Source organism: Vibrio sp. 2092 (assembly GCF_033339635.1).
Lineage (GTDB): Bacteria > Pseudomonadota > Gammaproteobacteria > Enterobacterales > Vibrionaceae > Vibrio > Vibrio alginolyticus.
The window spans coordinates 1-14,366 of record NZ_JAWOUY010000022.1 but is presented as its reverse complement, the minus strand read 5'-3'; the positions used below and the strand labels follow the sequence as shown (position 1 = coordinate 14,366).

General features: G+C 45.4%; 17 protein-coding genes and 2 tRNA genes. 14 read left to right on the top strand and 5 right to left on the bottom strand.

Annotation, left to right across the window (positions count from 1 at the left end):
* Positions 1-32: 32 nt before the first annotated feature.
* Both R7P80_RS25335 and ruvX read left to right on the top strand, forming a co-directional pair.
* A complete protein-coding gene (locus R7P80_RS25335) occupies positions 33-596 on the top strand; it encodes a YqgE/AlgH family protein (protein WP_005381020.1) in 564 nt (187 codons plus the stop codon).
* Positions 597-631: 35 nt separating this feature from the next.
* The gene (gene ruvX / locus R7P80_RS25330) at positions 632-1,057 is read left to right on the top strand and encodes a Holliday junction resolvase RuvX (RefSeq protein ID WP_053304143.1); all 426 of its coding nucleotides are present in this window, start codon (positions 632-634) and stop codon (positions 1,055-1,057) included.
* A 62-nt stretch (positions 1,058-1,119) separates the two neighbouring features.
* Here the strand turns inward: ruvX and R7P80_RS25325 are convergent, their stop codons facing one another.
* Together R7P80_RS25325 and R7P80_RS25320 are read right to left on the bottom strand one after the other, a co-directional pair.
* Entirely contained in the window at positions 1,120-2,226 is a 1,107-nt protein-coding gene (locus R7P80_RS25325) for a PilT/PilU family type 4a pilus ATPase (RefSeq protein ID WP_005384523.1), read from the bottom strand.
* Between the two features lie 30 nt (positions 2,227-2,256).
* Complete coding sequence (locus R7P80_RS25320; RefSeq protein ID WP_005381015.1) at positions 2,257-3,297, bottom strand: type IV pilus twitching motility protein PilT; 1,041 nt, start codon at positions 3,295-3,297, stop codon at positions 2,257-2,259.
* A gap of 28 nt (positions 3,298-3,325) precedes the next feature.
* On the opposite strand from R7P80_RS25320, the gene R7P80_RS25315 reads away from it, so the two are divergent.
* The 7 genes from R7P80_RS25315 to hemW all read left to right on the top strand — a co-directional run bounded on the left by R7P80_RS25315 (position 3,326) and on the right by hemW (position 8,383).
* Positions 3,326-4,027, top strand: coding sequence for a YggS family pyridoxal phosphate-dependent enzyme (locus R7P80_RS25315; RefSeq protein ID WP_005384521.1), 702 nt, complete (start codon positions 3,326-3,328; stop codon positions 4,025-4,027).
* Between the two features lie 159 nt (positions 4,028-4,186).
* The gene (gene proC, locus R7P80_RS25310; RefSeq protein ID WP_225492047.1) at positions 4,187-5,005 is read left to right on the top strand and encodes a pyrroline-5-carboxylate reductase; all 819 of its coding nucleotides are present in this window, start codon (positions 4,187-4,189) and stop codon (positions 5,003-5,005) included.
* Positions 5,006-5,057: 52 nt separating this feature from the next.
* On the top strand, positions 5,058-5,615 hold the full coding sequence (locus R7P80_RS25305) for a YggT family protein (protein ID WP_005381012.1): 558 nt from the start codon (positions 5,058-5,060) through the stop codon (positions 5,613-5,615).
* Positions 5,615-5,905 (top strand): DUF167 family protein YggU, encoded by a 291-nt coding sequence (gene yggU / locus R7P80_RS25300; RefSeq protein ID WP_054577162.1) that lies wholly within the window; start codon positions 5,615-5,617, stop codon positions 5,903-5,905. The genes R7P80_RS25305 and yggU overlap by 1 nt, the downstream gene beginning before the upstream one ends.
* A gap of 128 nt (positions 5,906-6,033) precedes the next feature.
* Positions 6,034-6,465 (top strand): DUF4426 domain-containing protein, encoded by a 432-nt coding sequence (locus R7P80_RS25295; protein WP_005381010.1) that lies wholly within the window; start codon positions 6,034-6,036, stop codon positions 6,463-6,465.
* A 118-nt stretch (positions 6,466-6,583) separates the two neighbouring features.
* On the top strand, positions 6,584-7,186 hold the full coding sequence (locus R7P80_RS25290; protein ID WP_005381009.1) for an XTP/dITP diphosphatase: 603 nt from the start codon (positions 6,584-6,586) through the stop codon (positions 7,184-7,186).
* 18 nt (positions 7,187-7,204) lie between these two features.
* A complete protein-coding gene (gene hemW / locus R7P80_RS25285; protein WP_138940385.1) occupies positions 7,205-8,383 on the top strand; it encodes a radical SAM family heme chaperone HemW in 1,179 nt (392 codons plus the stop codon).
* 91 nt (positions 8,384-8,474) lie between these two features.
* Here hemW and glsB read toward each other — a convergent pair whose 3' ends face one another.
* The 3 genes from glsB to trmB form a co-directional block, all read right to left on the bottom strand.
* Positions 8,475-9,395: a glutaminase B gene (gene glsB / locus R7P80_RS25280; RefSeq protein ID WP_005381007.1), complete on the bottom strand. Its 921-nt coding sequence runs from the start codon at positions 9,393-9,395 to the stop codon at positions 8,475-8,477.
* Between the two features lie 98 nt (positions 9,396-9,493).
* Positions 9,494-10,522, bottom strand: a complete 1,029-nt coding sequence (locus tag R7P80_RS25275) for a TRM11 family SAM-dependent methyltransferase (protein ID WP_225492046.1) — start codon at positions 10,520-10,522, stop codon at positions 9,494-9,496.
* Between the two features lie 17 nt (positions 10,523-10,539).
* Positions 10,540-11,259 carry a tRNA (guanosine(46)-N7)-methyltransferase TrmB gene (gene trmB, locus R7P80_RS25270; RefSeq protein WP_005384506.1) on the bottom strand — a complete coding sequence of 240 codons (720 nt, stop codon included), beginning with the start codon at positions 11,257-11,259 and terminating at the stop codon, positions 10,540-10,542.
* A 203-nt stretch (positions 11,260-11,462) separates the two neighbouring features.
* Between trmB and mutY the strand changes: the two genes are divergently transcribed.
* The 5 genes from mutY to R7P80_RS25245 all read left to right on the top strand — a co-directional run bounded on the left by mutY (position 11,463) and on the right by R7P80_RS25245 (position 14,366).
* Complete coding sequence (mutY, locus tag R7P80_RS25265) at positions 11,463-12,539, top strand: A/G-specific adenine glycosylase (protein ID WP_225492045.1); 1,077 nt, start codon at positions 11,463-11,465, stop codon at positions 12,537-12,539.
* A 19-nt stretch (positions 12,540-12,558) separates the two neighbouring features.
* Positions 12,559-12,831: an oxidative damage protection protein gene (locus tag R7P80_RS25260; protein WP_005381002.1), complete on the top strand. Its 273-nt coding sequence runs from the start codon at positions 12,559-12,561 to the stop codon at positions 12,829-12,831.
* A 77-nt stretch (positions 12,832-12,908) separates the two neighbouring features.
* Positions 12,909-14,048: a membrane-bound lytic murein transglycosylase MltC gene (gene mltC / locus R7P80_RS25255; protein WP_005381001.1), complete on the top strand. Its 1,140-nt coding sequence runs from the start codon at positions 12,909-12,911 to the stop codon at positions 14,046-14,048.
* A 100-nt stretch (positions 14,049-14,148) separates the two neighbouring features.
* Positions 14,149-14,224: transfer RNA gene (locus tag R7P80_RS25250), tRNA-Phe, on the top strand.
* A gap of 66 nt (positions 14,225-14,290) precedes the next feature.
* Positions 14,291-14,366: transfer RNA gene (locus R7P80_RS25245), tRNA-Thr, on the top strand.

Here is a 14,366-nt window from a genome sequence, read left to right as displayed (position 1 = left end):
GGCATTTACGAGAGTTAAGGGTCAATATGAGTATGAATCTCACAAATCACTTTTTGGTTGCCATGCCTGGGATGAAAGATCCGTACTTTCAAAACAGCGTGATCTACGTTTGTGAGCACAACGAAGACGGCGCTATGGGGCTGATGATCAATGCTCCTGTTGATATCACCGTCGGCAACATGCTCAAGCAGGTGGAAGTTCAGCCAGTACACCCGCGCCTGTTTGAAGCCAGTCTAGATAGACCAGTCTACAATGGCGGCCCAATCTCGGAAGATCGTGGTTTTATTTTGCATAAACCCAAAGATTACTACGAGTCCAGCGTCCAAATGACCGATGACCTCGCGGTAACCACTTCGCGTGATATTCTATCGGTGTTAGGAACAGAAGCAGAACCAAGTGATTACTTAGTGGCACTTGGCTACTCCGGTTGGAGTGCAGGCCAATTAGAAAGTGAGCTGGTCGAAAACTCTTGGCTCACCATTGAAGCGACGCCTGAAATTATCTTTAATACACCAATCAACGAGCGTTGGAAGAAAGCGGTCGAAAAGCTGGGTATCGACCCAAGTCACCTTTCAGCAGACTCTGGACATGCTTAGTCCAAATATACAGTTACATTAGATAGAGACACCTTATGTCACGCACAATTATGGCTTTTGACTTTGGAACCAAAAGCATTGGTAGCGCTATTGGCCAAGAAATTACTGGTACAGCTTCCCCATTAAAAGCCTTTAAAGCCAATGACGGTATTCCAAACTGGGACGATATCGAAAAGCAAATCAAAGAGTGGCAACCAGATTTGCTAGTGGTCGGTTTACCGACCGATCTGCATGGTAAAGACCTTGAGACCATAACCCCTCGTGCACGAAAATTTGCTAAGCGTCTGCAAGGCCGATACGGATTGCCTGTTGAACTGCATGATGAGCGTTTATCTACTGCAGAAGCTCGTGCGGAGTTGTTCAGCATGGGCGGCTACAAAGCCCTATCGAAAGGTAATGTTGACTGCCAGTCAGCAGTGGTGATTCTAGAAAGCTGGTTTGAAGCCCTTTGGGATGAGTAAACACTTTAAGCACAATGAAAAAAGGTTGGCTCCTGCCAACCTTTTTTTGTTTCTGGATTGGATTAATCCATATCGATCTTAACGTTCGCCAAACTGCCCGTAGAGAATGCTTCACCACGCTGCGTTTTCAACATCAAGCGCAGATCATTCGCCGAGTCGGCGCTATGTAGTGCATCCTCTTCGCTGATCTTACCTTGCATCACTAACTTATAAAGAGATTGATCGAACGTCAGCATACCAAACTCATTTGAGCGAGCCATGGTTGACTTCAACTCATGTAAATCTCCGCGACGAATCAAATCCGACACACGTGGACTATTTAGCAAGATCTCAAATACACCATGACGTCCCTGCCCATTTTTATCTCGGATCAGCTGCTGACCAACCACGCCTTTTAGGTTCATCGACAAATCGAACAAGAATTGTTCTTTTTGATCTTTCGGTACCAAGTGAAGAATGCGCTCTAAAGCTTGGTTTGCATTGTTGGCGTGCAACGTTGCCATACACAGGTGACCCGTTTCGGCGAAGGTCATCGCGTATTCCATTGTTTCACGGCTACGGATCTCACCAATCAAAATCATATCTGGTGCTTGGCGCAGCGAGTTTTTAAGCGCAACTTCATAGCTTTCCGTATCTAACCCAACTTCACGTTGAGTCACGATACAGCGCTTGTGTTCATGCACGAACTCGATCGGATCTTCGACCGTCAAAATGTGCCCGGTTTTATTGCTGTTTCGATAGCCTGTCATCGCCGCCATAGTGGTCGATTTACCCGAACCAGTAGCACCGACCACCAGCACCAAACCACGCTTAGCTATTGCCAAATCTTGCAACACTAACGGTAACTTTAACTGCTCAAAAGTAGGAATATTAGTTTCAATACGACGAATCACTGCGCCTGGTAACTCGCGTTGAAAAAAGGCACTCACACGGAAGCGGCCACAGTCTCTCACAATGGCAAAATTCGACTCGCGACTTTTACGAAATTCCTGACGCCGATCTGGTTCCATAGCGCTGTCGAGTAATGCAGCCACATCGCCCTCGGTGAGTTTTTCCCCTTGCGGACGCAATTCGCCATCCACACGAAATAGAATTGGCGCTCCAACCGTGATGTAAAGATCCGACGCTTTCAGCGCCAGCATGCCTTCGAGAAATTTATCTAGATCCATCTTCCGTATTCACCATTATCTGTATGAACGTTACGAGAATTGCTGCACTTCTAATCCGATCTTACTATCGACCTCTTCACGAGCAACCATGCCTTGCGCCATTAACTGACGAGCATTTTGCTCCATGGTTTGCATGCCGTGAGCCGCACCTGTTTGAATAATCGAATACATCTGCGCGACTTTGTCTTCGCGGATCAAGTTACGAATCGCAGGCGTTGCCATCATAATTTCATGGCATGCAATACGGCCACCACCATTACGCTTCAGAAGCTTTTGCGCGATAACCGAACGAAGAGACTCAGATAGCATCGAGCGGACCATATCTTTATCACTACCAGGAAACACATCGATAATACGGTCAATGGTTTTTGCCGCCGAGCTGGTGTGCAACGTCCCGAAAACTAAGTGACCCGTTTCTGCCGCCGTTAAGGCAAGGCTGATGGTTTCTTTATCACGCATCTCACCAACCAGAATAACGTCTGGGTCTTCGCGCAATGCACTACGCAAAGCATTTTGGAAACTATGGGTGTCACGGTGAACTTCACGCTGGTTGATCAAACATTTATTGTTGTTGTGAACAAATTCAATCGGATCTTCAATTGTGAGTACGTGCTTGTTGTGATTACGGTTAATGTAGTCAACAATGGCTGCTAAGGTCGTCGATTTACCTGAACCTGTTGGGCCAGTGACCAGAACTAAGCCTTTTTCAGCGTTCGCAATTTTTTTGAAGATCTCTGGCGCTTCTAGCTCTTCCAGAGTTGGAATGCTACTTGGAATGGTACGAAATACTGCCGCACAACCGCGAGATTGGTTGAAAGCGTTGACACGGAAACGGCCAACGTTATGCAACTCAAAAGAGAAATCGACTTCGAGTTTTTCTTCGAACTCACTGCGTTGGGCATCGTTCATGATTTCGAAAACCAAACGATGCACTTCTTGGTGTGTAAACGCTGGAATGCCTAGTTTTCTCACATCCCCATCAATACGAACCATTGGTGGGACACCTGCAGAAAGATGTAGATCCGAGGCATTATGTTTTACACTAAAATCCAGTAACTCAGTGATATCCATTTAAAATCCTTAAGTCTAAAGTACAGCTATGAGTAGTATTCAACAAAATATTGAACATATCACCTCTCAAATTCGATATGACGAGCAAAAATGTGGTCGAACTCCAGAGTCAGTGCAACTTCTAGCGGTAAGCAAAACTAAACCTGTCGAGGCAATTCTCGAAGCCTACCAAGCGGGACAAACCGCCTTTGGTGAAAACTACGTTCAAGAGGGCGTCAGTAAAGTTCAGCACTTTGCCGAGCATTATCCAGATAATCGAATCGAATGGCACTTCATTGGCCCGATTCAATCCAATAAATCGCGACTTGTTGCTGAACATTTCGATTGGGTTCACACCATCGATCGAACCAAGATAGCTCAACGCCTGAATGATCAGCGGCCAAGCGAACTTAAACCGCTACAAGTTCTGATTCAGGTTAACACCAGTGGTGAAGCATCTAAGTCTGGTGTCACTGAAGCGGAAGTATTCGAGCTGGCGGAGTTGATTTCTCGCCTACCTAACCTCACTTTAAGAGGGTTGATGTCGATTCCTGCCAACGTGTCTGACTACGAATCACAACTCCGTGAATTTCAGAAGTTGGCTACGTTGAAGCAAACACTCGAAGCACAGTTCCCAGAAATCGATACATTATCAATGGGAATGAGTGGTGATATGACCGCTGCAATCGAAGCTGGTAGTACAATGGTTCGTATTGGAACCGCTATTTTCGGCGCACGAGACTACAGCTAAATCAACAAAACGCTCACTCGCGACATAAGTTATGTCGTCAATCGTTAGAGCGTAAATGCGCAATCATCTTACTCGCCAATAGGAGCAGTAAGTAACAGCGGCGCCATTATACACCTGAGCGCACAACAAATTCTAAATATCATGATGGAAATCAGACAAATGGAACATAAAAAAATCGCCTTCATTGGTGCTGGCAACATGGTGAGAGCCATTGTTTCAGGCTTGGTTGCTAACGGATACCCAGCGCAAAACATTACCGCGACGGCTCCTTCAGAGGCTCGCCGCCTTCTGCTAGAACAAGATTTTGGCATCCGTACCACCAGCGATAACATCCAAGCTGCGACCGAGGCGGATGTGGTGGTATTGTCTGTGAAACCGCAAATGATGGCGGATGTCTGTAAACCACTGCAATCGATCGATTTCACTAATAAACTGGTGATTTCTATTGCCGCAGGCATCAACTGTTCTCGATTGGATGATATGCTAGCCACCAAATTGAACTTGGTTCGTGTTATGCCAAATACGCCATCACAACTTGGGTTGGGTATGAGTGGGTTATTCGCATCAACTCATGTAACCGAGCACGACAAAGCTTTTGCCGCAGAGTTAATGGAAGCGGTCGGTAAAGTATGTTGGGTTGAGCAAGAGTCAGGTATCAATAATGTGATTGCCGCAGCGGGCAGTGCTCCAGCATACTTCTTCCTGTTTATGGAAGCGATGCAAGCAGAAGCGATTGCGCAAGGCTTTGATAAAGAGACCGCTCGACTATTGGTTCAGCAAGCTGCACTGGGCGCGGCTAGTATGGTGGTTAGCAACCCAGAAACTGAGCTATCGACCCTGCGTGAGAACGTAACATCGAAAGGTGGGACAACGGCAGAAGCACTGCGTACATTCAACGAACATCAACTTTCAGATATTGTCGCTAAAGCCATGCAAGCGGCTGTGGCTCGCGCGGAAGAAATGGAAAAACTGTTTTAATTATTTGGATGAACTCCGTTTAGTATCATCCATCACTTGTTAAGGGTACCTTATGAATTCAATGAGTTTTCTCATCTCAACCCTATTTGACCTGTACATCATGGTCGTAATTTTGCGAATTTGGTTGCAAGCTGCGCGCGCAGACTTCTACAACCCATTCTCGCAATTCATAGTAAAAGCGACTCAGCCGGTCATTGGTCCATTGCGCCGCGTTATCCCTTCCGTGGGGAATATTGACCTAGCAACCGTGTTGTTTGCCTACGTGTTGTGTGTGCTTAAATTTGTCGTGCTTATCCTAATAGCTTCGAACGGTTCCGTCTCTTTCAGCGCTGACTTCTTATTCTTGGGCTTACTATCATTAATCAAAGCCGCAGGTGGCCTATTGTTCTGGGTACTATTGATCCGTGCAATTTTGAGCTGGGTAAGCCAAGGCCGCAGCCCTATCGAGTACGTATTCCATCAACTGACCGAGCCAATGTGCGCTCCAATCCGTCGTATTCTTCCGGCTATTGGTGGTCTTGATTTAAGCGTACTGGTGTTATTTATCGGCTTGCAGTTCGCGAACTTCTTAATGGGCGATATCATTGGTCCAATTTGGTTCCAGCTATAATGTCAGCTGCAGTTTGGCAAGATGGTGAGGACATCATCCTGAAGCTCTATATTCAACCTAAAGCTAGCCGCGATAAAATCGTTGGCTTGCATGGTGAAGAGCTAAAAATCGCCATTACTGCTCCACCTGTCGATGGCAAAGCTAATGCACACCTAACTAAGTTCTTAGCCAAGCAGTTTAAAATCGCTAAGGGCTTGGTTCACATAGAAAAAGGTGAATTAGGACGGCACAAACAAATTCGGATAGAATCGCCTACCCAGATACCGATAGAAATTAAAGCCATCATATGATGGCTTTTTATTTACGATTTTGTACCACACTTACTAATACCAACGACTGAGTACGCATTTTTTACCCCCTGACCAAGGTAAAATTGCAGCTATGGTTGTTTTATAACAAGTGCTTTGAGGAAGTAACAATGAGCAAATGGATTACCGCATTACTGATTAGCCTGTTGTCGTTACCAAGCTTCGCCGATCAGTTTAAAAATATGAAAGATATCGAAGTACACTATGTAGCGTTTAACTCAACATTCCTAACACCCAAAGTCGCACGTAGCTACGATATCAAACGTAATGGATACCTCGCAGTGGTTAATATTAGCGTGTTAGATAGAGCTTCATTGGGTAAGCCAGCATTAGAAGCAAAAATTGCTGGACGCGCGAAGAACCTTATCGGCCAAACTCAGACCTTGACCTTTCGTGAAGTCAAAGAAGGCAATGCGATATACTATTTAGCCGAACTACCAATTACCCACGAAGAAACTTTTACTTTCGATATTGACGTAAAAGCTGGAAACAAAGGCTCAGGTAAGCTTAAATTCACCCAGAAGTTTTATGTTGAAGAGTAATTGGGTTGTGATGTTCCAAAAGCTTTTGGATCTAAGCAGGCTAAAAACCACTTATTAATTAAAGAATATCTAGAGGAGAACGATTTGTTCTCCTCTATCACTATTAAAAGAGATTCCCATGAAAAAAATTGTGCTAGCAACTGGTAACCAAGGCAAAGTTCGTGAAATGGCAGATTTATTGTCTGACTTCGGCTTTGAAGTATTAGCGCAAAGTGAATTCAATGTATCGGAAGTAGCTGAAACGGGTACAACTTTCATTGAAAACGCAATCATTAAAGCTCGCCATGCCGCACAAGAAACAGGGCTTCCTGCCATTGCAGACGACTCTGGATTAGAAGTCGATTTCTTAAAAGGCGCTCCGGGCATTTACTCTGCACGTTACGCAGGCGAGAGCGCATCTGATCAAGAGAATCTAGAAAAATTGCTAGCGGCAATGGAAGGCGTACCAGAAGCAGAGCGTACAGCACGTTTCCACTGCGTATTAGTCCTCATGCGTCACGAGAACGACCCAACGCCTATCGTCTGTCACGGTAAATGGGAAGGCCGAATTCTAACTGAAGCACACGGTGAAAATGGCTTTGGCTACGACCCAATCTTCTTTGTTCCTGAAGACAACTGTGCGTCAGCCGAACTTGAACCTGCACGTAAGAAACAACTGTCTCACCGCGGTAAAGCGCTCAAGTCGTTGTTTGCTCAACTGTCTGAGCAAGTGTCTCAGTAATCACGAGCGAATTAGACCATGTTAACGCCCCCAGCACTCAGCTTGTATGTACACATCCCGTGGTGTGTGCAAAAGTGCCCGTATTGCGACTTTAACTCTCACGCGCTCAAAACCGAGATTCCAGAAGAAGAGTACATCAGTGCCCTTTTAGAAGATTTGGATACCGACATTGAGAAATACCGACTTAACGAAGCGCCACGTCCACTGCATTCAATCTTCATTGGTGGTGGTACGCCGAGTTTGATTTCGGCAGAAGGCATCGAGCGTCTACTTAAGGGCATTGAAGCGCGTATTCCGTTCAAGCCTGAAATCGAAATCACCATGGAAGCGAATCCAGGCACCATCGAAGCAGAGCGTTTTGTTGGCTACCGCAAAGCTGGTGTAACGCGTATCTCTATCGGCGTGCAAAGCTTTGAGCAACAAAAGCTTGAGCGTTTGGGGCGTATTCACGGCCAAGACGAAGCCGTCAACGCTGCTCAGCTGGCGCACCAAATCGGTTTGAACAGCTTTAACCTCGATCTCATGCACGGCTTACCTGATCAAAGCATCGAACAAGCCTTGGCAGATTTGGACAAAGCGATTGAGTTGGCGCCGCCGCACTTGTCTTGGTATCAGCTGACCATCGAACCAAACACCATGTTTTACTACAAGCCACCAACGCTACCTGACGATGATGACTTGTGGGATATTTTCGAGCTCGGACACCAAAAACTTGCAGCCGCGGGTTATGTGCAATATGAAATCTCCGGTTACAGCAAGCCGGGCTATCAGTGTCAGCACAACCTCAACTACTGGCGCTTTGGTGATTACCTTGGTATCGGTTGTGGCTCTCATGGCAAACTCAGTTTTACCGACGGACGTATTATTCGAACGACAAAGGTAAAACACCCGCGAGGCTATTTAGCGGCTTATCAAAATATGGTCAAACCTTATCTGCATACGGAACATGTCGTCGCGGATGAAGATCGTCCATTCGAGTTCTTTATGAACCGATTCCGCTTAATCGAAGCCTGTCCGAAGCAAGATTACGTGGACACCACGGGCTTACCGCTTAGTACGATTCAAGAAACCATCAGCTGGGCGATAGAAATGGGCTACCTGAGTGAAACGCCTACCCACTGGCAAATTACTGAAAAAGGGAAGCTCTTCCTTAATGATTTGCTCGAAGCCTTTATGGCCGAAGAAAGCGAAGAGTAACGCAACCCCAAAACAAAAAAAAGCCTCTCAATTGAGAGGCTTTTTATTTAGAAACTGTGCCGTCCTAAATAAGGTTGACACATTTCCAACATTAGAAAATTGAACGGCCAATTCGCTCGGAGAGCAGCTCAAGCGCCTTAGTACCCGCAAGCGAGTTACCTGAAGGATCAAGCTCTGGAGACCATACTGAAATGGTCATTTCACCAGGTACTACCGCGATAATGCCACCACCAACACCAGACTTACCAGGCATACCAACGCGATAAGCAAACTCGCCCGCGCCATCATACAAGCCACACGTTGCTAACAGTGCATTAAGTTGTTTGGTTTGCACAGGAGAAACTACAGGCTTACCCGTTTGTACCGATGTGCCCTTGTTTGCTAAATAGCTAAACGTTTTAGCCAAATCGACGCAACTCATCTTCAGCGCACAAGCGTGGAAGTAGTTTTGTAGTACTGGAATCACTTCATTTTCGAAGTTGCCAAACGAACGCATGAGATATGCAATCGCCGCATTACGATCACCATGCATCATTTCGGATGCCGCAACGACTTTGTCATACACAATATGGGTATCACCAGAAAGCTGACGCACAAATTCCAACAGGCGCTGACGAGGTGCAGATAAGCGAGTTTGTAACAAATCTGCCACTACTATCGCTCCAGCATTTATAAATGGATTACGAGGAATACCTTGCTCCATTTCTAGCTGGATTAGCGAATTAAATGCCTGCCCCGAAGGCTCTTTTCCCACTCGAGACCAAATTTCTTCTTGCTTGTACAAGCACATCGCTAACGTCAAGCTCAATGCTTTTGAAATAGATTGGATAGAGAAAGGTTCATCGGCATCACCCGCCTTAATAACCTCACCTTCGTTGGTGTATACCGCAATACCTAACTTGTTGCTGGGTACTTTTGCCAGAGCAGGAATGTAATCAGCCACTTTACCTTGGCCGATTAAAGGGCGTACTTCCGCCAAAATATCTGTCAAAATTTCCACTGTCGGTTTCATTCTCTACCTTCTATTTACAAGAGAACTCGTTGAGCTCAGAGGTAAAAAAAGCCAACGTGTCGTTGGCTTTTCCATAGGGTTCGTTCGACTCAAGTCGATTATGGTTTTACTGCCACAATAATATTGCGGTTGATAGATTGATCAACACGGTGAAGATAACCGATGTAAGGCTCTTCTGAAAGTACCTTCCAACCTTGCTCTTCAAATAATGCCGCGACATCTTTCCATTTCAATGTAAATTCATTGAAAGACAACACCACTGAACCTTGTTTTTTCAATACCACTTTCCATGCAGGCAGAGCCTCTTTTAAAAGCTCTAGTGGACTGCGGTTCAGTTTGCTGTCCTTGGCATTTTTGCTGCCGTGCTGCACGCCATAAGGCAAGTCAGACACCATCACATCAACTGAGTTCTTTTTCACGACTTGATCAGCGATACGAGTATCAGCCGAATACAGCTTCATAAACTGAAGATGGCCTTGGTTGTAATCTTCTTTATTTGCTGCAGCTTCAACCACGAAACCATCCGCCACTTTCTTGCCACCCGCAGTGCGCTTTTCTTTGCTCACTTTGTGCTTAAAGCGGCCATTCTTCATGAACTTAACAATAAAGGTCTGGATCTCTTGCACCCACTTGGCGTTGATCTCAACCCCTACCACGTTCAAACCGTGGATCAAGCCTTCAAATAAGGTTGTACCTTTACCACACATTGGATCCATTAAGGTCAGTTGTTCACTTCCCGTATTGGACGCACTAATGCCGATATTCACCATCAAACGGGTAAACTGCTCGTTTGTTTTCCCGGTGTAGCGCAAAATCTGGCTCATACTTTCCGGGAAAGTGTTAAATACGGGCGCTTGAACTGGTCGAAGTAAACCATCTTCGCGCACTTCAAATAGCGCATAGTAAATCGAAGAGGCTGCGATTCTTCGCGCCTGCTCATCGGTTAGCGCTTCCTGACAAGAAAACACCAACGCAGCAGGTAAGCCAACGTCTTTACTACCAATTTCTGTCACATCCACGCCTTGTGAAGCTAAAATTGCTTTTAGCTCAGAAAAGGCAATGGTCATTGCGCTATCAAAGTAAATTCGGTTATGACCCGGATTCGCTAATATCGCGTAATGGTACATCCCATGAACTCCTCTGGTTACGCAATACGCTTATATTTGATATCCCAAACACCGTGACCAAGACGGTGACCACGAGCTTCAAACTTCGTTAGCGGGCGATCGTCTGGACGAGGAACGAAATCACCATCTTTAGCAATGTTTTCGAAACCTGGCGCTTGGTTCATCACTTCAATCATGTGCTCTGCGTAGTTTTCCCAGTCGGTCGCCATGTGGAAAATACCTTCATTAGGGATAAGCTTCTCACGCACCATTTCCGCAAAACCTAATTGAACAATACGACGCTTGTGGTGACGCTTCTTATGCCAAGGGTCTGGGAAGAACAATTGCAGTGTCGATAAGCTGCCATTTGGGATCATGTGTTCGAATACTTCTACCGCATCGTGACACATTACACGCAGGTTAGTAATTCCCGCTTCGCGAGCATCGGCAAGACAAGCACCAACGCCTGGGCTATGAACTTCGATACCGATGAAGTTTTTCTCTGGCGCGTTCTTTGCCATTTCAACCAATGAAGCACCCATACCAAAACCGATCTCAAGCACTACTGGGTTATCGTTGCCAAACACTTCTTTCCAATCGAGAAGTTCAGCTTTGAAGTCAATACCCATCGTAGGCCAGCATTCATTCATCGCGCTCTCTTGACCTTTAGTCAAACGCCCTTCACGGCGTACAAAGCTGCGGATTTTGCGGATCAGCTTTCCGTCTTCGTTGTATTCGTTAGTGGTTACTTCACTCATTGATTTTGCCTGCACATTGATTAATCAAAGCGGGGATTATCCAAAGAATTTACTTAGGTGCAAGTATTTGTTGAGCTCTTGGTCTATGGCAACCCAAAAGCAACGACACACCTCTTTATATCCCTACTGTTTATCCGTTGTACTTCTTGCCCATTATGTGGTGCAATTTTGCACCTAACCAATAATAGAATACAGAGCAAGTCGTGACACCTTTCGCCAGTGCCATCCTAGAATGGTATGACGCATATGGAAGAAAAGATCTTCCGTGGCAACAAAATAAGACCGCATACAGTGTCTGGTTGTCTGAAATTATGCTTCAGCAAACTCAGGTCACTACGGTTATTCCGTATTACCAACGTTTCTTGGAGCGCTTTCCAACCGTGATCGATCTTGCCAATGCTGAGCAAGATGAAGTCCTACACCTTTGGACTGGTTTAGGGTATTACGCCCGAGCCCGTAACCTTCACAAAGCAGCACAAGAGGTCGCCTCTACATACAATGGTGAGTTTCCTCTTGATATAGAGAAAATGAACGCCCTACCGGGGATTGGTCGCTCTACTGCTGCCGCCATTTTATCGTCTGTGTATAAACAACCACACGCGATTCTTGATGGTAACGTGAAGCGCACTCTATCCCGCTGTTTCGCAGTTTCAGGATGGCCAGGACAAAAAAAGGTTGAAAACCAGCTGTGGGAAATTGCCGAAACGCATACCCCACAAACGGATGTAGATAAGTATAACCAGGCAATGATGGACATGGGCGCAATGGTCTGCACTCGCAGCAAACCCAAATGTAGCCTCTGCCCTGTTGCTGACCTGTGTGTGGCAAAACAACAAGGTAATGTGCTCGACTACCCGGGCAAAAAACCGAAGAAAGATAAACCAATCAAGCAAACTCGTTTCGTGATGCTTCACCACAACACCGAAAATGGTCATGAGGTGTGGTTGGAGCAAAGACCACAAACAGGCATTTGGGGTGGCTTATTCTGCTTCCCACAAACCGAACATGTGGATGCAGAAAGCGACATTGAATTGCTACTGGATCAACGTGGCATTCAAGCCAGCAATATCAAACAGAAGCAAACACTGATTACCTTTCGTCATACATTCAGCCATTACCACCTAGATATCACGCCAATTTTGATTGATTTATCAAAGCAACCGGACGTGATAATGGAAGGCAACAAAGGTCTTTGGTATAACTTATCTAAACCTGAAGAAGTCGGTTTAGCCGCGCCAGTAAAACTATTGCTGGAAACGCTACCCCACGAACTTCGTTAATTGAATACAAGGAGTCATTATGAGCCGCACTGTATTTTGTGCTCGACTAAAGAAAGAAGGCGAAGGTCTAGACTTTCAACTTTACCCTGGTGAACTAGGTAAACGCATTTTCGACAACATCTCGAAAGAAGCGTGGGCTCAGTGGCAACACAAACAAACCATGTTGATCAACGAGAAGAAACTCAACATGATGGATCCAGAACACCGCAAACTGATCGAAACAGAAATGGTAAATTTCCTCTTTGAAGGAAAAGACGTTCATATCGAAGGTTACACACCGCCGAGCGAATAAAGTCGCTTGAGTTAAACAATGACATCACAACCATTTGTGGTGTCATTTTTCTATTACCTTCAATAACTCTGATACTTATGAAAAAAATTGTCTTTATTGCTGCCGCACTTTTAATGGCAGGCTGTAGCCGTGAATTCGTCGAAAAGATTTATGACGTCAACTACGAGCCAACAAACCGTTTTGCCAATAACTTAGCTGAGCTACCAGGACAATTTGAAAAAGATACTGCGGCGCTAGATGCCTTAATCAATAGCTTTTCAGGCAATATTCAAAAGCGCTGGGGTAAAAAAGAAATCAAGTACGCTGGCAAAAGTAATTACGTCAAGTACATCGATAACTACCTTAGCCGCGCCGAGGTCGACTTTCGCAAAGGCGTGATCACGATAGAGACCGTATCACCGACCGAGCCCCAAAAACACCTAAAAGACGCGATTGTCACCACCTTATTAACACCAGACGATCCCGCGCACGTCGACTTATTCTCCTCTAAAGGTATCACGTTAGAGGGGCAACCATTCCTGTATAAACAAGTTGTCGACCAAGACAATAAGCCAATTCAATGGTCTTGGCGGGCAAACCGATTTGCGGAATACCTCATCGCAAATAAAATAAAAACCAAAAATGTAGATTTCAAGAAAGCGTATTATGTCGAAATTCCCATGGTTGAAGACCACTTTTCAACACGCAGCTACCAATACGCCGATATCGTGCGTCGAGCTTCCAAGAAATACGACATTCCAGAAGACTTGATATACGCCATTATTAAAACCGAGAGCAGTTTCAACCCATACGCGGTAAGTTGGGCAAATGCATATGGCCTAATGCAAGTTGTACCTAAAACCGCGGGACGAGATGTGTTCAAACTTGTGAAAAAGCGCTCAGGCCAACCAAGCCCTGAATATTTGTTTAATCCAGAAAACAACATAGATACTGGTACTGCGTATTTCTATATCTTAAAAAATCGTTATTTAAGAGAAGTCCGCCACCCTACCTCTCTCGAGTACAGCATGATTTCAGCTTACAATGGCGGTACTGGAGGAGTTTTAAACACATTTCATCGCAGTGATCGCAAACGCGCAATGCAAGATCTTAATTCATTGCAACCCAACCAAGTTTATTGGGCGTTAACCAAGAAACACCCGAACGCAGAAGCGCGTCGCTACCTAGAAAAAGTTACAAATTTCAAAAAGGAATTTAACTCGAAGCAAACTTTGTAGTGATAGTTGAATAAAAAGCGTTCGAACAACCACTTTTTTGAAATTATTTAAAAAAAGTGGTTGACGCAACGCGGGAAAATCCGTTTAATAGCGCTCCGTTGCCCGGATAGCTCAGTCGGTAGAGCAGAGGATTGAAAATCCTCGTGTCGGTGGTTCGATTCCGCCTCCGGGCACCACAATTTGATTTGTTGGTGTCTTAACGAAATGTTATAACACGGACAAAAGCACAAAGAATAAAGTGTGCCGACTTAGCTCAGTAGGTAGAGCAACTGACTTGTAATCAGTAGGTCACCAGTTCGATTCCGGTAGTCGGCACCA